This is a genomic window from Paenibacillus thailandensis (assembly GCF_042685365.1).
GTDB lineage: Bacteria > Bacillota > Bacilli > Paenibacillales > Paenibacillaceae > Paenibacillus_AP > Paenibacillus_AP thailandensis.
This window is the reverse complement of sequence record NZ_JBHUMY010000013.1, coordinates 81509-100409: the sequence shown is the minus strand read 5'-3', so window position 1 is coordinate 100409 and position 18901 is coordinate 81509. Positions and strand designations below refer to the sequence as shown.

Genomic DNA, 18901 nt, shown 5'->3' with positions numbered 1-18901 from the left:
CGCTTAAAATTGACGAAGCCGCCCGGATTCCTAAAAATCAAAAAAGGCCGGGTCCAGGGGTAAGGTTACCTCTGAACTCGACCTTTCCGGGTAGAAGATAATTGCAATCGGTACGCCGTTAAGCGGCGATGTCCGCCTGTCCGCGCGCTTTGACGCGGGCCGCTTTATTGGCGATAACCGTGATAATAAACGCCAATACCAAGGCAACGGCCATCGAAGCCGCAAAGCCCGCCACGTTGTTCGACAGGAGCGGTCCCATGAACGACGGCACATAGGCGGTGCCGCGGACGTTAAACAGGCCGACGAGCGCTCCGCCGACGCCGCCGGAAACGATCGCCCCGGCAAACACCGTTTTGTTCGAAAACATAAACGGATAAGCCGCCTCGACGAACGTGCCGAACCCCATGTTAATCAGGAAGCCCGGCGCCGCAACGGCCGCTTCTCCTTTATCCCGCGGCGCGACGATGTTGGCCAGCGTAATGCCGGCGGACACCATTACCAGGCCGACCATATCGACCGCGCCGAGGAAGCTGTTGCCCGTCTTCTCCATCTCGAGCAGCACGATCGGCAAAATCGCCGCATGGTATACGCCGCCGATAATGGCCGGCCAGATGAGCAGGCCCGCAATGGCGCCCGCCACGATCGGGTTGAAGGAAATGGCGAGGTTGATCATCTCTTTGATCCATTCCCCGATTTCAAGCGCCAGCGGCGCGAGCAGATAATACATGACAAGACCGGAAATAAGTCCCGCGATGCCGCCTGCCACGATGTTGACCGTCGTCATCGGGAAACGCCATTTCACGCATTGCACGAACAAGTAACGGACGAGCAGCCCCGCCCCGATGCCGCCGGCGATGCCGCCGATGATGCCGCCTTCGACCGACAGCGCGCCCGCGATTACGCCCGCCACGATCGACACCTCGTCGAGGTCGGACACCTGCTTCGCGGCAATGACCGCCAGCACGACCGGCAGCGCCTTCAGCATCAGATCGAACACTTCGCTAAGCCCTTTAAGCGCCGGAATCTGGCTCAGGGCAAGCACGATCGCCATGGCGATGAAGCCCGGCAAGGAAGCTTGCATGATGCCTTTCAGGCTGATTTTGCGCCACGGGCTGCCGGGAGCCGCGGCTCCGGAGGCCGGAGCGCCGCCTAGCACCGGATAATATTTAAGACCCCAGAACTTGCAAAGCGATTGGACAAAAGAAACCGCCCGCGTCCGGTTCGTCGTCCCCGTCGTACCCGACACGGAGATGACGTTGGCGCCTTTGGCGGCGATTTGCGCCATCGAGGTGCCGCCCGTTCCGACGACCGGCAGCTTGCGCCCGGCCGCCGCCGCGACGGACTGCCGGTTCGCCCCTTCGGGATCGGCGCTCATAACGATCAAGCCGTCGATCCGGCCGGCCTGTATCGATTCCGCAATTTCGGCGTCAAGCGCCGCCGCGGCTTCGTTCGTTTCCTTCAGCGTCCCTTCGAACAGCTTCTTGATGCCCCGTTTGTCCAGGTCCCATCCGTACAGCGCGGCCGGCGTCGCATCCTTGGCCGTATCCATCGACTCCGACGCGGCAATAAATTGCACCGCGCCGATGGCCGCATCGGCGCCGCCCGTCTGGGCTATAATTTCTCCGATCAGCTTCTCGGGATCTTTGCCGCCCAAATTAAACAAATTGCCCCCGCTGCTGCCTAATATCGCGATTGTTTTCATCCTGTACCTCTCAATTTCCGTATTCGCTAAAGGCTTATCGCTTTAGTTAGTTACCGTACTGCCATATTATAAGGGTAAAAGGTAGGGCGAACAACCGGAAATTAGGCGGCAGCCATCCAAAATTGTCCTGAACGGCGGTTTTACGCGGCACCTCTCCAAGCCCGCGGTGGGCGTCGCTGCGTTTGCGCACCCTGCGGGACGGCAAGGAGAGAGCCGCTCTTCCGCTTATCGTCAGCGCTCCGCGTTTCCGACTCCCGCCGCTTGCGCGACACTCTCCGGATTCGCCCGTTGCGGTTTGCGGCCCAGCATCGCCAGCAGCAAGTACGTGAGCACGGAGAGGGCGATAATCGCGGCAAGCGACCCTTGCAGCGTGGAGACGCTGGCATCTCCCGCCCCATCAACGGCTCCGAAATGCGTCAGCAGCGACTGGTAGAAAGTGCCGATGGCTGCGATGCCAAGCGCCTGCGCGACTTGCATGAATGTGCTGAGCACGCCGGACGCCGCTCCTGCATGAACGCCCTGCACCCCGCTAAGCACCGTCTGAATAAGGGGCGAAGCCACCGCGCCCTGCCCGAGCCCCGCGAGCAGAAGCGGAATGAACATCTCGCCGATGCCGAGTCCGTTAAGCCGGCCGACCGCTTCGATGAGGAGGAGATAACCGGCGGCCATAAGCACCGTTCCGGCGAGCAGGACGCGGTTGCCCCAACGCTTCTTCAACGGCGGCGTAAGCAAGGAAGCCGCAAAGTATCCTGCCGCGAGCGGAATGAAGGCGTACGCGGACTGCAGCGGCTCCGCGCCCCGGCCGCTCTGCATGAACACCGACAGGATGAGATAGAGCGCCGCGTTGCCGCTGTAGAATGCGAGCGAGATCAACATGCCGAAGCGGAATGAACGGTTCCGGAACAACGTAATCGGAAGCAGCGGCGATGCGCCCCGGTGCAGAAGTGCGTTCTCGTAGCGGACAAACCAGACCAGAACGGGCACAGACGCGGCAATGCTGACGAAGATCCAAGCCGGCCAGCCTTCCTCCCTGCCGACGGCGAGCGGATAGATGAACAAGCCAAGTCCTGCGGCCAGCAAGACGACGCCCCAGATGTCCATTCTCGTCCGCTGAGGGGAGCGCGAATCGCGCAGCATCCATACCGCGAAGACAAAAGCGAAGAGACCGACCGGAAGGTTTACGAGGAACACCAGCCTCCAGCCGAGCCCCCACCAATCCGCCTTCAACAGCAATCCCCCGGCGATCTGGCCCGCAATGGCTCCAAGCCCGAGCACTGCGCCATAGATGCCGAGCGCCTTACCCTTCTCTTCGGCCGGGAACATCACTTGAATGATCGAGAGCACCTGCGGCATCATCGCCGCGGCGAAGACGCCTTGCGCAACCCGCGCAGCGATGAGCATCTCCGCCGTACCCGACAAGCCGCACCAAGCCGAAGCGGCGACGAATCCCGCGATTCCGGCGAGGAACATCGTCTTGCGGCCGTACAGATCTCCCATTCTCCCGCCCGTCACCAGCAATAAGGCATAACCGAGCACGTAACCGGCAACGACCAGCTGCAGTTCGGAGAAATCCGCTTGCAGATCCCTCGCAATGGAAGGGAGCGCGACATTGACGATAAACGTATCCAGAACGACCATGAATGCGGCCAGAATGACGACGGAGAGGGACAGCCATCTCCTCGGGTCGACGGTCGGGCCGGTATTGCTTGCCTTGCTCATGGTTTAGCACCTCTTTCGTGGAATCGATAGATTACGCGATTGACAGCCGTTTTCCCCTTGCATACAATGAGGTAGACAGATCTGTCTCACACATCACATACAATACAGACAGTTCTGTCTCATGTCAATCAATTCCAATCATTCGATTTGAAAATATTTTTTGAAGGCGAGTGAGACGCACATGCAGGAGAAAAGAGAAAGCGCGAAGGAGCGCATCTTGCGGGTGGCAGACGAGCTGTTCTACCGCGAGGGCGTGCGGGCGGTCGGAATCGACCGAATCATTATGGAGTCGGGCGTGGCCAAAGCCAGCTTTTATCGAAACTTCCCGACTAAGGACGACTTGGTCGTCGCTTATCTGGAGCTTCATCGGCAGCGGAGCTTGGGGCATATCGAGCATGCGCGGCAGCAGCATCCGGAGTCGGTGCCGGAGCAGCTTCGCTATTTGATGGAATACGTCGGAGAGCGAATGAAGCGGCCAGGCTATAGGGGATGCGCGCTCATGAACACGGCCGTGGAATTCCCCGAGCCCGGACATCTTTGCCATGCGAAGGCGCTGGAGAGCCGCAAGGACGTCTGGGACCGGGTAGCGGAGATGACCAAGGAAGCCGGCTTTCCCGACTACCGGGAGTTGACCGAGCAGCTGCGCATGTTATGGAGCGGCGCGGTTATGGTAGCCTATATCAATCATGCGGAATTCAAGCCGGAAATGTTCTCGGAAGCCGCCAAAAAGCTGATTGACGGGCAGCTCGCTCTTTTATCCTAAGACGCCAAAAGGCCGAAACCCTCAATAACGAGGAATTCCGGCCTTTGTATCAAGGGTTGGTAACAACGGGACTTTGCCGTTTGCCGTTCGGGATAGCTCTCGAGAAAAACGAGAAGAGAAGTACGACAAGGCGCCGCGAACGGCCAAGCGAGTTAAAGCGGCCTACAGCTGCGCCCCGAGCTCGCGGAGAGCGTTCGCCGCTTTCGCATTCCCTTTTGCGACGGCAAGCGAAAGCGCCGAGTCGCCACCTTCCGCCTTGGCGTTGACGTCCGCGCCGCGAGCGACAAGCAGGCGGATAAGCTCCTCGCTGTCGTCGTGATAAGCGGCCGAGTGCAGGCACGTATGGCCGTTGCTGTCGAACAGATCGGCGCGGGCGCCGCGCTCGAGCAGCAGCCGGATAACGGCCTCGTCCCGTTCTCCGGCTATCGCGGCGTGCAGCGCCGTATTGGACGGGATGAAGGAAATTTTGGAGCGAGAGACGGCGTTCACGTCCGCTCCTTGGTCCAGAATCGTCCGCACGGCATCCGCATGGCCGTAATGCGCGGCATAGCCGAGCAGCGTAAGCCCGTCGCCGTTCTCGGCATTGGCTAGCTCCGGACGATCATCCAGCAGTTGCTGCAAGCGCGAAGCGTCTCCCGCTTTCGCCGCTTCAAACAGCTCGTTAACGATTTGTGGTGCGATTTCCATCCAAATCTCCTCCTCGTGAATGATCTCCAGCCTGACTGTATCACGGACCAAACCGCCGCCGCTTCTCGAAAATCACCATTTTCCCCGATATTGCGAAGGAGTCTGCCCGATGTGCTGCGAGAGAAGCGCGCTGAACGAGCTTATGCTCTGAAATCCGAATTCGAAGCAGATGTCCGTGACAGGCTTGTCCGTTTGCCGAAGAAGCCTTTGCCTTTCCAGCAATAGCGGCTGCCGAAAGCATGCAAAACGGGAGTAAAGCCCGCCGTATTCCTTTTCATCCGGACTTCGCTCCCCTTTCGCGTTTCTCCGTTCTTTTTTCTTCGAGGCCGCCTAATCGATATCCTGCCAAAATCCCCCTACTCCAAGCTTTGCGCCAGATCGGCGAGCAGATCGTCCTTGTCCTCGATGCCGGCGGAAATCCGGATCAGCCCGTCGGTAATGCCCAGCGTCTCCCGCCGCTCCTTCGGAATGGACGCATGCGTCATCCGGGCGGGCACGGAGATCAAGCTTTCGACCGCCCCGAGGCTTTCCGCCAGCGTAAAATAACGCACCCGCTTCAGCACCCGGTCCGCCCGCTCCGCGCTTCCGACATCGAAGGCGATCATGCCGCCGAAGCCGTCCGATTGCCGCTTTGCCAGCTCGTGCTGCGGATGGTCCGGCAGCCCGGGGTAATACACGTTGCGAACGGCGGGATGCCCCGCCAGAAACTCCGCAATCGCGCGGGCATTCGCCTCGTGCGCCTCCATGCGCAAGCCGAGCGTCTTCATGCCGCGCATCAAGAGCCACGAATCGTGCGAGCCAAGCACCCCTCCGACCGCGTTCTGGATATAGTGAAGCTCCTCCCCGAGCTTCGCGTCCGCCGTTACGGCCAGCCCTGCGACCACGTCGCTGTGCCCGCCCAAATATTTGGTCGCCGAATGCACGACGATATCGGCGCCCCAAGCGAGCGGCGTCTGCCAATAAGGCGTGCCGAACGTATTGTCGACGATCAACAGCAGGCCGCGCTCCTTCGCCCAGGCGGCCGCCGCCGCAAGGTCCGTCACCTTCAGCAGCGGATTGGTCGGCGTCTCGACGAACAGCGCTTTCGTCGCCGGCTTCACCGCTTCGTCCAGCCCGGCCGGATCGGTCGTATCGACGAACGTCGCTTCAATGCCGAGCCGGTTGAGCACGCGGGTCACGATGCGGTACGTCCCGCCGTAAACGTCGTCGGTGACCAACAGATGATCCCCGCTGTTCAACAGCGACAAGACGGTATGGATCGCCGCCATCCCCGAGCTGAAGGCAAGCCCCCTCGCGCCTCCTTCCAGATCGCGGATCAGCTCCTCCAGCGCATGCCGGGTCGGGTTGCCCGTCCGCGAATATTCATAGCCGCGGTGAACGCCCGCTTCATCCTGCTTGTAGGTGCTCGCCTGGTAGATCGGCACGCTGACCGCGCCCGTATGCGGATCGATTGGCGTGCCGCCGTGAATCAGCTTCGTTTTTTTGTTCATGCCTTAACGTTCAGCCTCCTCCGTAAATCTGCTTGCTGAGGTAACGCTCGCCGCTGTCCGGGAATACGGTGACGACGACCGAGCCGGGCGGCGCGGACGACGCCTCGCGCAGCGCCGCTTCCAGCGCGGCGCCGGAAGAACTGCCGGCGAGCAGGCCTTCCCGCCGGGCCAGCTCCGCAACGCGGGCAAAGGCGTCGTGATCGCTGATCGTATGGACGGCGTCGAAATAAGACGTATCCATGAAAGGAGCGAGCTTCTCCACGCCGATGCCTTCCGTCCTGTGCGGACCGGCTGCGCCTCCCCCCAGAATCGAGCCTTCCGGCTCGACAATGACCGTCCGGACGGACGGATTCCGCTCCTTCAAGTAGCGGGCGACGCCCATAAACGTACCGCCCGAGCCCGCCCCCGCGACGAATATATCCGCTTTGCCCTCCAAATCCCGCCACAGCTCGGGGCCCAGCGTCTTGTAATACGTCGCCGGATTGGCCGGATTCGAAAACTGCGACGGCGAGAACGCTCCGTCAATCGAGCGGACCAGCTCCTCCGCCTTGCGGATCGCTCCCGTCATCCCTTCCTCGGACGGCGTATGCACGATCTCCGCCCCGAGCGCACGCATCAGCTGCTGCTTCTCGACGCTGAACTTCTCCGGCACGACGCATACGACGCGAAAGCCCCGTCCGATCGCGGCGAGCGCAAGCCCGATGCCGGTATTGCCCGCGGTCGGCTCCACGAGCGTTCCTCCGGGCCGCAGCCTGCCGCTTGCCAGCGCATCGTCGAGCAGCTCCAGCCCGAGCCGGTCTTTGACGCTGCCGCCGGGATTCATCATCTCCAGCTTGGCATACAGCCGAACGCCCTCCGGCAGCGGAAAACGGGTCAGCTCCACGAGCGGCGTGTTCCCGATCAACTCATGCACTCCGCGATAAACGGCCATCATTCTCGCTCCTTCCGAATTATCCCTCTTCCGAAGCTTTCGTCGCATCCATCAGCCATACATAACGGTTCAACTTATAAAAAGAGACCTCGAAGCCGTGACGGACCAATATCCCCTCCAGCACGTTTAAGGTCGTATAATATTCGGTCCGCAAATCGTTCAGCAGCTTCACATGACCCGCGGCGCGTGCCGCTTCCTCGATTTCGCGGCGCTCTTCCTCGCCTTCGAACATCGTATCCGCAAATACAAGCTTCCCTCCGGCTCCAAGCAATCCGCTGTAAATCGCAATCGCTTCCTCTTTCTCCTCGTCGGTCAGATGGTGGAACGCATACGTGCTCGCGACCGCGTCGATCTTCTCCGGCACAAGCGGAAAACGGAGAAAGTCGCCCGCCGCCAGCACCATGTCAAACTGCCGCTTTAGCGCCTGCTCCCGCATCCCTTTGGACGGCTCGATGCCGTAGACGGCGCAGCCGCGGCGCAGAAGCTTTTCCGTCAAATTGCCGGTGCCGACGCCGAACTCCAACACCGTGCCGGATACCCGAGAGGCCACTTCCTCCAGAATACGGTCGTACCCGTCGAACACTTCCCGGTACTCCTCGTCGCCTCCCGCCACCGTCTCGTCGTAACGCTCCGACCATTCGTCGAACAGCTCCGTAAAATCTTTGCTCAATCGCCGTCAGCCCCTCTCCGCCAGAATGGTACGCGGTTGTTGGTTCAGCATATGAACGCAAGCCGCAATTGTTGTCCCGCGAGCCGCCTAAATCACATAATTTTAATGGGAATTATATGTTTTATAGAAGCGGCGAATTCCTTTCCTGCTGCTGCTGACAAGTAATTACACTTCTAAATCGGCTATGATAGCTCGAAATAACAAAAAGGAGCGCGGATGTTTCAGCATCCGGCGCTCCCCTGCAGAATTCAGAGATATAGTGACTGCCGCCCTTCCCATTCCTCACGTAAAATTCCCATGCGTATAGAATCATAAAACACGCCGTTATATAACCGTACTTTTCGTATCCGCGCTTCCATTTGCATGCCAAGCTTCTCGGCACAACGAATCATTCGCGTATTTCCCGACCAAGTCGTGAGACCTACGCGAACCAACGGCATCGCATTAAAAAGATAATCGATCCAAAGCGTTAAAGCCTCTGTACCGTACCCGCCGCTCCAGAACTCGGGTTTATAGATAGTAATTCCAAGCTCCAGCCAAAGCGACGGTTTATGCTCCCAGTAATAAGTAACCGTGCCGATGATTCGGTCATCTTTTTCGATAATTAACATGGACGGGACGTCGCTGCCGACTAATCGCTCACGGATTTTTTCTCCGAAATTTTCAAAACCGATTTGCTCGTGCGGAAAATATGGAGCATCCCACTTTTTCCATTCAGGCTTGGCCTCGCCGTATATCAACTCCCAGAGCGTGAATAAATCATCGTCTTGAACGGATCGCAATGACAAGGCTTTGCCGTCTATCCGCAAATGAATCCCCCCCTTCCTCCCTTCAAGTGTATCTTCCGATCTGTAATCGACGAAAGGGAAAAAATAATTCTAACCGAAACGACAAGATGAATTTCGGGTAAATCTACCTCTTGCGCCGGTTATGTGCCGACATTGTTATGTTCCTCCTCCCGGATAATCATAAGGCATAAAAAAAGACCGCCGGTCATGCCGGCAGCCTCGTCATCGTTGTTTATGTAAAAAATCCCCGCTGCCTTGTTCGCCAGACAGGGGGATATACTCATGCGTCAAGCTCTCTTCTTGAATCTGTACACGTAACCGTGGGAACCGAGCCGGGCGATGACGTCGCCTTCCAGATAAGCAAGCGTCGGTTCCGCTTCTCTTGTGGCGATGTTGCGCAAATGCTCGAAGTCCGGATGGTTCACCTGCTCGGTCAAATAAGCCGAACGATGGCTGCCGGGGAACCGCCGCCTGTTCAACGCTTCAATAATCCCCCGCGCCGTACGGATGCCGATTCCGTGTCCGAAATAATAGTCGTACGCCACCTTAATGGCGTTCTCGCCCTGCCACTCCGGCGTTTCCGGATGGTGATCGGGATTGTTGAAATAAACGATATCGCCGAGAGTCGCTTCGTCGCTGTCAAACACGGTAACCAGATTCAAGTCGCTGTCGTAATGCCAGTCTCGAACGTACAAATTTTTAAAGTACATATCGAACTTATCCCGGCCGATCGTTTCGAGCACGGCTTTGTACAAGATGAGCACCATAGCCGTCGCGCATTCGAACGCATACGCCCTGCCGTTGCGGAAAATATCGGTTATCGCATAAGACGGCGAAACTTCCGGCCTTAACTGAAACCCGCCGTTGTACGTCCTCTCCCACAATCTTTCGTTGCAGCGCGATCGGGCGAACACGGCGAACCCCGCATCGCTTTCGTAAAGCTCTTCGGCCGCTCTTACGATGTTCTCGCGCATAATAAGCTCGAATCGCAAAGCTTCCAATGAAGAGTAGCGGTAAGTAACAGGGCTGTTCATCCGCTGGTTCACGATATGACGCTGCCGACTCGATGTCGGAAGCTGCATAATTTCCACTTCGCTAACGCCTTGTATTCTGATCACGGCTGTTCCTCCCCGTCAGCACTTTGTAGTCGTTAGACCAGTGTACGCTGTCTTCAGCCTATTGGTGCCTAGTCAATGCGATTGGCATGGAAAACGGCCTTGGGGAGGTCAAGCTCTTCTTGCGGGGGACGTGCTGACGACGCCGTAGCGGCTCAGCGCCTTGCGGCCGAACCACCCGACAAGCCGGTCGGTAGCGAAGCCCATCAGGCCAAGGCTGATCAAGCCGACGAAGATCCAATCCGTGCGGAAGAACAGCCGCGAATTCCAAATCAAATAGCCGACGCCTTCGTTCGCGGCGATCATTTCGGCGCCGATAATCGCCATATAGGACGTACCCATCGCCAGCCGCACGCCCGTAAACATATACGGCGTCGTTGCGGGAATGACGACATGGAGCAAAATTTGCCACTCGGACGCACCCATGCTTCGGGCGGCCCGGATTTTGTCCTCCTCTACGGAAAGCACCCCGGTGAACGTGTTCATCATGACGATAAACAACGTGGCGTACATAATCAGGGCGATTTTCGACTGTTCGCCGATGCCGAACCAGACAAGAAACAACGTAATGAAAGCGATCGGCGGAATGAAACGGATAAAATTGAGAACCGGCTCGGCAAATACGCGAACGGCCTGCACTTTGCCGATGAGCAGCCCGGCCGGAATGGCGACGAGGCTTCCAAGCGCCCAGCCGACGAATACGCGGGAGAAGCTGACGCCGATATAGGAAAGAAGCGAGCCGTCGGCGATCAGCTCCTGCCCGCCTTTGACCGTCGCAAGCGGCCCCGGCACGATATCCGGCCCGTATACCCAGGCGCCGATCTGCCAGATCAGGAGCGCCGCTATCCAGAGAAGGGGAATCGTAACCCATTTGCTATTCAAAGCTTTCATGTCGCAACGCCTCTTTATTCGTCAAAATGGGACTGGATCGTGCGATCCAGCTTATGAAACTCCGGCAGCGACGCATCGCGCGGATACGCCAGCGGCACCTCGTAAATATGCGATATCCGGGAGGAAGGACCGGCCGACATAATGCCGATCCGCTGACCGAGCAGCAGCGCCTCCTGAATGTCGTGCGTGACGAAAATGACCGTCTTGCCCGTCTCCCGCCATATCTGGCCGAGCTCCTTCTGCATCGTCCGGCGCGTCATCGCGTCAAGCGCCCCGAACGGTTCATCCATCAGCAGGATTTCCGGATCGTTCGCCAGCACCCGGGCCAGCTGAACGCGCTGCTTCATGCCGCCGGACAGCTCGCGGGGGAACTTGTTCTCGTGCCCCGCCAAGCCGACCATCCGGATGAACCGATCGGATATGTCCCCGCGCTCCCGGCGGGGAACCTTCTTCATCTTAAGGCCAAACTCGACGTTCTGGCGGACGGTCAGCCACGGGAACAACGAGGAATCGGCCTGCTGGAACACGACCGCGCGGTCGCGTCCCGGCCGGCTGATCTCGACGTCTCCGATCTTGAGCGCCCCTCCGGTCTTGGAGACGAAGCCCGCGATCATGTTCAGCAGCGTCGATTTGCCGCAGCCGCTCGGGCCGAGCAGGACGAAAAACTCGCCGCCCTTGATGACCAGATCCACGTCCTTGATAATGTAATGAAGGGAGCCGGCTTTCGGCTCCGAATAGCTTTTGCTGACCTGTTCTATTGTTATCGTATTAGCCGGAAGCGCCTCAGCCATAGGGATATGCCTCCTTATTTCGCATACGTAACGCGGTCCGGCACGACCTGCTTCACCGCGTCCAGATTAATTTTCCCGTTCAAATCAAAATCGTTCTGGATAATGCCCTTCTCGACCATATATTTCTTCTGCTTCGCCAAGCTGTCGAAGGAGGCTTGCGAGAAGCTCAGCTGCCAGTTGGACGTGGACAGATCCTTCAGCGTCGCGTCCTTCGGCTGCTTCACTTCCTTGAACAGAATATCCGCCGTTTCCTCCGGATTGGCTGCCGCATAAGCCGTCGATTCTTCGACCGCTTGCAGAAACCGTTTGATGACATCGCCCTGGCCGTTTACCAGCTCATTGGGCGCAATTATCGCTCCTCCGATCCGGACGCTCGTCTTCGACATGTCGGTCAGCTGATGAGCGCCCTCAAGCTGCTCGAACTTGCCGCTCAGATTGGAACCGCTCACCCATGCGGCATCCACGTCGCCTTGCTTCAGGGCGACATAGGATTCGTCGAAGCCGCCTTGCCCGATCTGCTCGACTTCGTTTGGATCGACCCCGTTTTGCGTCAAATATTCGTCCCACAGGTACGACACGAACGTGCCGCGGAGCGTGCTCAGCTTCTTGCCCTTTAGGTCCGCCGGCGACTCGATGCCGTCCCTTACGAACAGCTTCCACTGCGCCGCGTTTTTCTCGTTCTCCGTCGCCCATGTCGAGGCAATGATCGAATAATCGCCTTTGCTGACCGCGTTCAATACCGGAAAGTCTGCACCCCACGCAATGTCCACCTGCTTGATAAACAAAGAATTAATGCCTTCGGCCGGCGTGGCGAACGTGACCAGCTCCGCATCGATGCCGTATTTTTCGAAGAACCCTTTGCTCTTCGCCACCCGGAACACCGGATTGGTCAAAATATCGGCGATTTTCAGCTTGTAGGTTTCCGTCTTTTCCGCTTGCCCGCCGGATGCCGCCTCCGCCTGCGCGCCCGGCTCTGCATTCCCGCCGCAGCCGGCCAGCAGCAGCGCCAGCGCGGCAATCGCAGCGGCGATTGCGCTCCACCTGAATCTATATTTCGATTTAGCCATCAAAGCTCATCTCTCCATTCCTATCGGCTGGTCAATTCACGGGAGGCTTCGCGCCTTTAGACGTTTTGCGGCTTTTCGTCGATTCTGGCGACGCAAGCGGCACCTTCCCCGTACGATTCCGTTCCGGCGACGGCCACGACGGAATCCGTGCCTCTCGGCGCCGCGCCCGGCACGCGGTAGTCGGCTACGTCGATCGGCTCGATCGCCCGCTCCTCCGGCCTTTCCGCTTGCGGCACCCACTCGTAAGGCACCCGGTAAGCGCGGTATACCATGTTGGCGTTCCGTTTGTTTTTATACGGCGAAATATACTCCCATACCAGCTCATGGCCGCGCGTCACTTCGAAGATTCGGCCGTCCGCTCCTTCGGTAATTAGCGTATTGCCGTTCGGCAGCCGCTGCGCCGAGCTGATATACGGGCTGTAGAACCGGTACGAATCCAGCGGCGCCTGGAATCCGGCCTCCGTCGGCGTATACTGCCATTCGATCTCGAGCGTGACCGGGTTGATTTCGAGCACGCGGGAATGGTCGCGCACCGCGTTTTTGATACCGTAAGGCGATGCCGGATTCGGCAAGCCGTAGCCGCCCCAGCCGCCGTTGTCGAATACGAGCAGGTTGCCTTCGCCGGGCAAGCCTTTCGGAATGATGTGCGCGTGATGCTGGCCGATGATCCAGCCGAGATGCTTCACTTCCGGCGCCGAGTAGTCGGGGCCGAGCTTCCAGACGATGCTGCCCGTCTTCTTGTCGATAATCGCAATGATGTTCGATTCCCGCGCGTCCCAAATAATGTTGTCCGGGTGGAAACGCTCGTCGCCTTGGTCGTAAAACTTGTTCGGCCCGACTGTGGACATGGAGTTGATATGCATCCAGTCGCCGCCGGTGTTGTTCCCGAAGAAACGGGAGTTCGGATCGCGGAACAGGACGTTTCTCGCCGCTTCGTCGAAGCCAAGCTCGTCGAAATGGTCGCTTACCTTCCATTCCCAGACGACGTTGCCCTGCCAATCCACCTCGATGATAGCGTCGTCGAGCAGCGGCTTGTCGGAAATGTTCCGGTTCTCCACGTTCGTATGAACGAGAATAAGCGTGTTGCCGCGGTCCGTCAGCGGCTCCTGCCCCGGCGAATAATAGCCGACCGGGCTGCCTTCGCGCTGGTAGTCGTGATGCTGCCTTGCCATCCATTGCGGCTCATGGCCGGGGTCTTCGATATATTCGTGGCGGTCGAATTTCCAGACGACGTTGCCGTCCCAATCCACCTGAACGAGATCGGCTTCATCCTGGAAGCCGTAGCGCGGATCGCGTTCCTTCGTGCTGCCGAGCACGTAGCCGCCCGGGAATATTTTGTTCGGGAAGCCGCGCAGCCCTTTCCACAGATGAACCTCGCGCCCGTTCATGTCGATGAGCAGCGCTCCCGTGTCGGCCGCCTGAAAAATCGTATAGCCGCTCCATGCTTTGTCCGGCAAATAGACCGTCGCACCGGTCGGATAAATCGTTGGGTGTCCCATACTTGTCATCTCCTCGAATGGATGAAAATTTAGATTGCAATCCGATATCCAAGTCATGCGTTCATTCAATAGCTGATATAAGGACGTCGAGCTTCTCCTCGTTCCGCTCTCTCCTGCCCGGAAGACCGGTCCGAAAGACCGGCTTCTTGCTCCGCGTCTTGTGCCAGCTGCAGAATCGTTGCGGAGAATCGCTCCAGATTGGCGGCTATCCGCTTGTAATACCCGATCTGCGCGGCCAGCTCCTCCGGCGCAAAGCCTTCGAACAGGAGGGTGATACATCGTTCGCCGACCTTGGCGTGGCGCGCCAGAAACGCTTTGCCCGCTTCGGTAATGTCCAGCAGCACCGTCCTGCGGTCCTCCGGCTTGCGTTTCCTAAGCGCGAACCCTTTCTCCTCCAGCTTGTCGCAAATGCCGGTAACGGCCCCCGACGTAAAATCCAGCTGCTCGCCCAAGTCGCCAAGCTTCTGCTCGCCTTCAAGCTCCAGCTTTCGCAAGATCAGCAGCCCCGGAAGGGAGACGCCTTCGATGTTCACTTTATCCCGCTCTTTCACGAACTTGCGGACCATCCGGCGAAAATCCCAATCCAGCTCCTCCAGCATCAGCCAGTGCCGTTCGTCCATCGTCGCCTCCTCCTCTCGCCTTTGCCATTGCAGCTTAACGAAGCAACAAAAAAAGGCCGCACAATCTCGGCTGCGTTAACGCAGCGACGAAGTTGTGAGCCTTTGGCGGTCCAATCGGCATCTTATTCGATTTCTCTTAGCAGTCATATAATGAGTGCTGAAAGGTTATGGGCTTATGATAAATCATACAATTCACACCTGTCAAGTGGGAAATTAAATTCTGAGCCTCCCCCCAACCCCTCAACATTACGTCTCCCCCAAACCCCCTCCCGAGGAGGGGGCCCCAAGGGGCTCGCCCCTCTGGACACCCCGAATCAGCGTCCCTGCCACGCGGCCGTCTTCGACAATCCAACGTGCCGAACCCCGCGTTGTCCTGACGGACAAAGCTATCTTTCACGCTTCTTAAGCCACGTTATGCCTTAAGGTGCTGCCTGCTGCTCAACCGTCCTAAAGGACATGATAAGTGAGAGCCGCTTGTCCTGACGGACAAAGCTTTACTTCCAGCATTATCCGCCGCACCCGACGGGTTGACGCAATAAAAGAAAGGCCGGCTTCCGAGGGAAGCCGGCCTAAGCAGCCGATGTCGTGCGGCTTTATGGACGGATCGTCTAGAGGGGTTCGACAGCTGCCTGCAACCGAACGAAGCTTAACGCAGCACGATGTCGCCGGAGCCGGAGCTCGCCTGCAGCTTGACCGATCCCGTACCGAACATGCCGTTCGCGTCGTTGTCGTCGTTATTGCCTTGGGGGACGAATCCGTCCTTAAGGACCTCGGCATCGCCGGAACCGCTTCTGATGCTGACGGTTAAAGCTTCCGGCTCCTTCGCGAGGTCGATGGAAATATCGCCGCTGCCGTTTTTGAGCACCGAATCGTATCGGAGTTCGTCGGCGTTGACGTGAATGTTGCCCGAACCGGCTTCGCCTTTCAGTTCGGCAAAGCCGTCCTCTAAGGCCACGTCTCCGCTTGCAGCGTCAAAATCCAGAAGCCGTGCCTCATACCGTTCGATTTCGATGTCGCCGCTGTTTGATTTCGCGCGTATGGCCTCGGCCGTTATGTCCTCGATCTCGATATCGCCGCTGCCCGCTTCCAAGACCGCTTCACCCGAAGCATTCAACGAGACGGCTTTGACATCGCCGGACCCGGACCGAAGAGCTGCAGATTCCGCCTGTATGCCTTCCAGAGACAGATCGCCGCTGCTTAGCCGGGCATTAATCTCGTTCCACGCTTTATCCGGCAGTTCGACGGTCATCTCGACGTCCGACCAATGAAAGCCCAGCCGGAAGCTGTCATCCGACTGCAGCGTCAGCTTCAATGTGTCGCCGTTCTGCTCGGCGTCAAGCGTGAAGTTGTCCGCAATCCCTTTGGTCGCACGGCCGGCCAGCGTTACGACAACGTCGTCGCCGCTGCCGCGCACGATGTTGACGTCCAGGCTGTCGGATTCGATGTCGATGTTGCTCAGTTCGTCCGAAGGAAACGATTGTTGTTCGCCCACTTGCGCAGTAAAGTTCGAGAACCATTTCCCGAACGGGATTTTGCCGTCATTCCCCAATACGTAGATCAGCGCGGCAACGCCGATAAGGATAAGCAGAATACCCAATGCTTTATTCGATTTCATGGTTACGCTCCTAACTTCGATTCTCTTTGGGGGTTGGCGCCCGCCCGCGGCGCTTTCCGATGTTCTCATTGTAGCAGCGGAACGCGGACGCCGACACAGCCTGCTGGCGTATTCGATTACTAGCCTTAGGTCCAGTCCTCCAAAGCTGCCGACTCGTTTTTCCGTTGTTGATTGGCGGAACGTCTCCATTTCGTACGTCTTTGTGCGAAAATAAGAGGGGCCGCCCCCTAAAGTCATCCCGGACGACCATTCATCCGTGACTTTCAGCGACAGCCCCTTCGCACGAAGTAGACACCACTCCGGCCAAAAGCCGGATTCTCTATTCCATTTACGCTTTAAGCCGGATTTCCTCCAGCGCGCGCTCGATGAAAACCGCCACCGGAACGGCGCCTTGCTCGCCTTCGCCCCTTTTGCGGACCGAAACCGTCCTTGCGGCCTGCTCGTCGTCCCCCAGCACGAACGTGTACGGCACTTTCTCGAGCCCCGCCTGCCGGATTTTGTAGCCGAGCTTCTCGTTGCGCAGATCGGCCTCGGCCCGAATGCCGGCTTTCTCCAGCTCCCGCTTCAGCTCCAGCGCATAATCCGCATGCTTGTCCGATACCGGCAGCAGCTTCACCTGAACCGGAGCGAGCCAGAGCGGAAACGCTCCCGCGTAATGCTCCGTCAGAATGCCGATGAACCGGTCGATGGAGCCGTAGACCGCGCGGTGAATAACGACCGGACGATGCTTCTGGTTAAACTCGCCGACGTACGACAGATCGAATTTCTCCGGCATTTGAAAATCGAGCTGGATCGTCCCGCATTGCCAGCTGCGCTTCAAGGCGTCCCGGATATGGAAGTCGATTTTCGGACCGTAGAACGCTCCGTCCCCTTCGTTGATCCGGTAGGGCAGCCCAAGCTTATCCAGCACGTTCTTCAGCGATTGCTCCGCTTGTTCCCACAGCTCGTCGCCTCCCATCGAATCGTCCGGCCTTGTAGACAGCTCCATCCGGTAGTCGAACCCGAACACCTGGTACACCCCGTCGATCATCCGGATAATGCTGCCGATCTCTTCCTCGATCTGATCGGGACGAACGAACAGATGGGCGTCATCCTGGCAGAACGTGCGCACCCGCATCATCCCGTTCAGCGCGCCGGAAAACTCGTGGCGGTGGACCTGGCCGAATTCGGCCAGCCGGATCGGCAGCTCCCGGTAGGAGCGCAGGCTGTTCCGGAAGATGAGCATATGGCCCGGACAGTTCATCGGCTTAAGCGCAAACGACTGATCGTCCACTTCCGAGAAATACATGTTGTCCTTGTAGTGATCCCAATGTCCGGACTGCTCCCACAGCCGGCTGTTCATCATGAAAGGCGTACGGACCTCTTCATAATCCCCTTGCCGCAGCAGCTCGCGGGAGAAATTCTCCAGCTCCGTCCGGATCGTCATCCCTTTCGGCAAATAAAACGGCATTCCCGGCGCTTCCTCCGAGAACATAAACAGCTCCAGCTCTTTGCCCAGCTTCCGGTGGTCGCGCTGCTTCGCTTCCTCCAGCAGCCGGAGATGCTCCTCCAGCTCCCCTTTGCTTGGAAAAGCCGTGCCGTAAACGCGCTGCAGCATACCGTTGTTCGAGTCGCCGCGCCAATAAGCGCCCGCAACGCTAAGCAGCTTGAAAGCTTTCAAATACCCGGTCGACGGGACATGCGGCCCTCTGCACAAATCGACGAATTCGCCTTGCCTGTACAGGCTGATGACGGCGTCTTCCGGCAAATCGCGGATCAGCTCCAGCTTGTACGGGTCCTCCAGCTCGCCGAATACTTGAGCGGCCCGCTCCCGGCTGACCTCCTCCCGGACGATCGGCAGGTTCTCCGCCGCAATCCGCTCCATCTCCCGCTCGACGAGAGGCAGATCCTGCACCGAAACCGGCTGCTCCAGGTCGACATCGTAATAGAATCCGTCCTCGATGACCGGACCGACGCCAAGCTTCACGGCCTTCGGCCCGTACAGTCGGCGAAGCGCCTGAGCCATCAAGTGAGCGGCGCTGTGCCGGTATACGCGCAGCCCCTCCGGGCTGTCCAGCGTCCATATTTCCACCCGGCAATCTTTCTCAAGCGGCGTCCGAAGGTCGACGGGCATGCCGTCGATCGTACCGGCAACCGCCTTTTTGCCAAGACTTGAGCTGATGGACGCCGCCAGCTGACCGAGCGTCGTATGCCGCTCCACCTCCCTTGCCGATCCGTCTGCCAATACAACTGAAATTGCCACGATACGTTCCTCCATTCCCAAGCTTATATTGAAAATTGAACGCAAAAAAACACACTCTCCCAAGGGACGAGTGCGTTCAGCTCGTGGTTCCACCCTCATTCGGCTTGACGGATCGTTATGCCGGGAAACGTATAGCTTCCCGTGCAACGAAGATCAAGCCCTCATTGAGCATCCGGTAACGGGGATGAGACGGCGGCGCCTACTGCCCGGCCGCATCGCTCGGCCGATAGGTTCGACACCGCAGCTACAAAGGGGTAATTCCAGGGCCGGTCGCTCAGAAGCTCTCAGCAATCGCTTCTTTCTCTGTACAG

The 18901-nt window shown here is 58.5% G+C and carries 17 protein-coding genes; 1 reads left to right on the top strand and 16 read right to left on the bottom strand.

Annotation, left to right across the window (positions count from 1 at the left end; translation table 11 throughout):
* Positions 1 to 118 precede the first annotated feature (118 nt).
* The gene (locus ACFSW5_RS14105; protein WP_379274154.1) at positions 119 to 1702 is read right to left on the bottom strand and encodes a PTS sugar transporter; all 1584 of its coding nucleotides are present in this window, start codon (positions 1700 to 1702) and stop codon (positions 119 to 121) included.
* A 231-nt stretch (positions 1703 to 1933) separates the two neighbouring features.
* A complete protein-coding gene (locus ACFSW5_RS14100) occupies positions 1934 to 3421 on the bottom strand; it encodes an MFS transporter (protein WP_379274152.1) in 1488 nt (495 codons plus the stop codon).
* 181 nt (positions 3422 to 3602) lie between these two features.
* Here ACFSW5_RS14100 and ACFSW5_RS14095 point away from each other — a divergent pair, with 181 nt between their 5' ends.
* Complete coding sequence (locus tag ACFSW5_RS14095; protein ID WP_379274150.1) at positions 3603 to 4184, top strand: TetR/AcrR family transcriptional regulator; 582 nt, start codon at positions 3603 to 3605, stop codon at positions 4182 to 4184.
* Positions 4185 to 4346: 162 nt separating this feature from the next.
* Here ACFSW5_RS14095 and ACFSW5_RS14090 read toward each other — a convergent pair whose 3' ends face one another.
* The 14 genes from ACFSW5_RS14090 to thrS all read right to left on the bottom strand — a co-directional run bounded on the left by ACFSW5_RS14090 (position 4347) and on the right by thrS (position 18590).
* Positions 4347 to 4871, bottom strand: a complete 525-nt coding sequence (locus ACFSW5_RS14090) for an ankyrin repeat domain-containing protein (RefSeq protein WP_379274148.1) — start codon at positions 4869 to 4871, stop codon at positions 4347 to 4349.
* A gap of 72 nt (positions 4872 to 4943) precedes the next feature.
* Positions 4944 to 5093 (bottom strand): helix-turn-helix domain-containing protein, encoded by a 150-nt coding sequence (locus ACFSW5_RS14085; protein ID WP_379274146.1) that lies wholly within the window; start codon positions 5091 to 5093, stop codon positions 4944 to 4946.
* 134 nt (positions 5094 to 5227) lie between these two features.
* Positions 5228 to 6361: a bifunctional cystathionine gamma-lyase/homocysteine desulfhydrase gene (locus tag ACFSW5_RS14080; RefSeq protein WP_379274144.1), complete on the bottom strand. Its 1134-nt coding sequence runs from the start codon at positions 6359 to 6361 to the stop codon at positions 5228 to 5230.
* A 10-nt stretch (positions 6362 to 6371) separates the two neighbouring features.
* Entirely contained in the window at positions 6372 to 7292 is a 921-nt protein-coding gene (locus ACFSW5_RS14075; RefSeq protein WP_379274142.1) for a PLP-dependent cysteine synthase family protein, read from the bottom strand.
* A gap of 19 nt (positions 7293 to 7311) precedes the next feature.
* Positions 7312 to 7962, bottom strand: coding sequence for a class I SAM-dependent DNA methyltransferase (locus ACFSW5_RS14070; protein WP_379274140.1), 651 nt, complete (start codon positions 7960 to 7962; stop codon positions 7312 to 7314).
* 248 nt (positions 7963 to 8210) lie between these two features.
* Positions 8211 to 8771: a GNAT family N-acetyltransferase gene (locus ACFSW5_RS14065; RefSeq protein WP_379274137.1), complete on the bottom strand. Its 561-nt coding sequence runs from the start codon at positions 8769 to 8771 to the stop codon at positions 8211 to 8213.
* Positions 8772 to 9037: 266 nt separating this feature from the next.
* Positions 9038 to 9868, bottom strand: a complete 831-nt coding sequence (locus ACFSW5_RS14060) for a protein-glutamine gamma-glutamyltransferase (protein ID WP_379274135.1) — start codon at positions 9866 to 9868, stop codon at positions 9038 to 9040.
* Between the two features lie 108 nt (positions 9869 to 9976).
* Entirely contained in the window at positions 9977 to 10756 is a 780-nt protein-coding gene (locus ACFSW5_RS14055; protein WP_379274132.1) for an ABC transporter permease, read from the bottom strand.
* 14 nt (positions 10757 to 10770) lie between these two features.
* Complete coding sequence (locus ACFSW5_RS14050; protein WP_379274130.1) at positions 10771 to 11547, bottom strand: ABC transporter ATP-binding protein; 777 nt, start codon at positions 11545 to 11547, stop codon at positions 10771 to 10773.
* A gap of 14 nt (positions 11548 to 11561) precedes the next feature.
* Positions 11562 to 12614, bottom strand: a complete 1053-nt coding sequence (locus ACFSW5_RS14045; RefSeq protein WP_379274128.1) for an ABC transporter substrate-binding protein — start codon at positions 12612 to 12614, stop codon at positions 11562 to 11564.
* Between the two features lie 56 nt (positions 12615 to 12670).
* Positions 12671 to 14113 (bottom strand): aryl-sulfate sulfotransferase, encoded by a 1443-nt coding sequence (locus ACFSW5_RS14040; RefSeq protein WP_379274126.1) that lies wholly within the window; start codon positions 14111 to 14113, stop codon positions 12671 to 12673.
* A 65-nt stretch (positions 14114 to 14178) separates the two neighbouring features.
* Positions 14179 to 14733 (bottom strand): MarR family winged helix-turn-helix transcriptional regulator, encoded by a 555-nt coding sequence (locus ACFSW5_RS14035; protein WP_379274123.1) that lies wholly within the window; start codon positions 14731 to 14733, stop codon positions 14179 to 14181.
* A gap of 646 nt (positions 14734 to 15379) precedes the next feature.
* On the bottom strand, positions 15380 to 16348 hold the full coding sequence (locus tag ACFSW5_RS14030; RefSeq protein ID WP_379274121.1) for a DUF4097 family beta strand repeat-containing protein: 969 nt from the start codon (positions 16346 to 16348) through the stop codon (positions 15380 to 15382).
* A gap of 328 nt (positions 16349 to 16676) precedes the next feature.
* A complete protein-coding gene (gene thrS / locus ACFSW5_RS14025) occupies positions 16677 to 18590 on the bottom strand; it encodes a threonine--tRNA ligase (RefSeq protein WP_379274119.1) in 1914 nt (637 codons plus the stop codon).
* Between the last annotated feature and the right edge of the window lie 311 nt (positions 18591 to 18901).

Bases quoted from the DNA above. Each gene is read 5' to 3' on its own strand.
- ACFSW5_RS14105 (WP_379274154.1), bottom strand. From the start codon at position 1,702: ATGAAAACAATCGCGATATTAGGCAGCAGCGGGGGCAATTTGTTTAAT.
- ACFSW5_RS14100 (WP_379274152.1), bottom strand. From the start codon at position 3,421: ATGAGCAAGGCAAGCAATACCGGCCCGACCGTCGACCCGAGGAGATGG.
- ACFSW5_RS14095 (WP_379274150.1), top strand. From the start codon at position 3,603: ATGCAGGAGAAAAGAGAAAGCGCGAAGGAGCGCATCTTGCGGGTGGCA.
- ACFSW5_RS14090 (WP_379274148.1), bottom strand. From the start codon at position 4,871: ATGGAAATCGCACCACAAATCGTTAACGAGCTGTTTGAAGCGGCGAAA.
- ACFSW5_RS14080 (WP_379274144.1), bottom strand. From the start codon at position 6,361: ATGAACAAAAAAACGAAGCTGATTCACGGCGGCACGCCAATCGATCCG.
- ACFSW5_RS14075 (WP_379274142.1), bottom strand. From the start codon at position 7,292: ATGGCCGTTTATCGCGGAGTGCATGAGTTGATCGGGAACACGCCGCTC.
- ACFSW5_RS14055 (WP_379274132.1), bottom strand. From the start codon at position 10,756: ATGAAAGCTTTGAATAGCAAATGGGTTACGATTCCCCTTCTCTGGATA.
- ACFSW5_RS14050 (WP_379274130.1), bottom strand. From the start codon at position 11,547: ATGGCTGAGGCGCTTCCGGCTAATACGATAACAATAGAACAGGTCAGC.
- ACFSW5_RS14045 (WP_379274128.1), bottom strand. From the start codon at position 12,614: ATGGCTAAATCGAAATATAGATTCAGGTGGAGCGCAATCGCCGCTGCG.
- ACFSW5_RS14040 (WP_379274126.1), bottom strand. From the start codon at position 14,113: ATGGGACACCCAACGATTTATCCGACCGGTGCGACGGTCTATTTGCCG.
- ACFSW5_RS14035 (WP_379274123.1), bottom strand. From the start codon at position 14,733: ATGGACGAACGGCACTGGCTGATGCTGGAGGAGCTGGATTGGGATTTT.
- ACFSW5_RS14030 (WP_379274121.1), bottom strand. From the start codon at position 16,348: ATGAAATCGAATAAAGCATTGGGTATTCTGCTTATCCTTATCGGCGTT.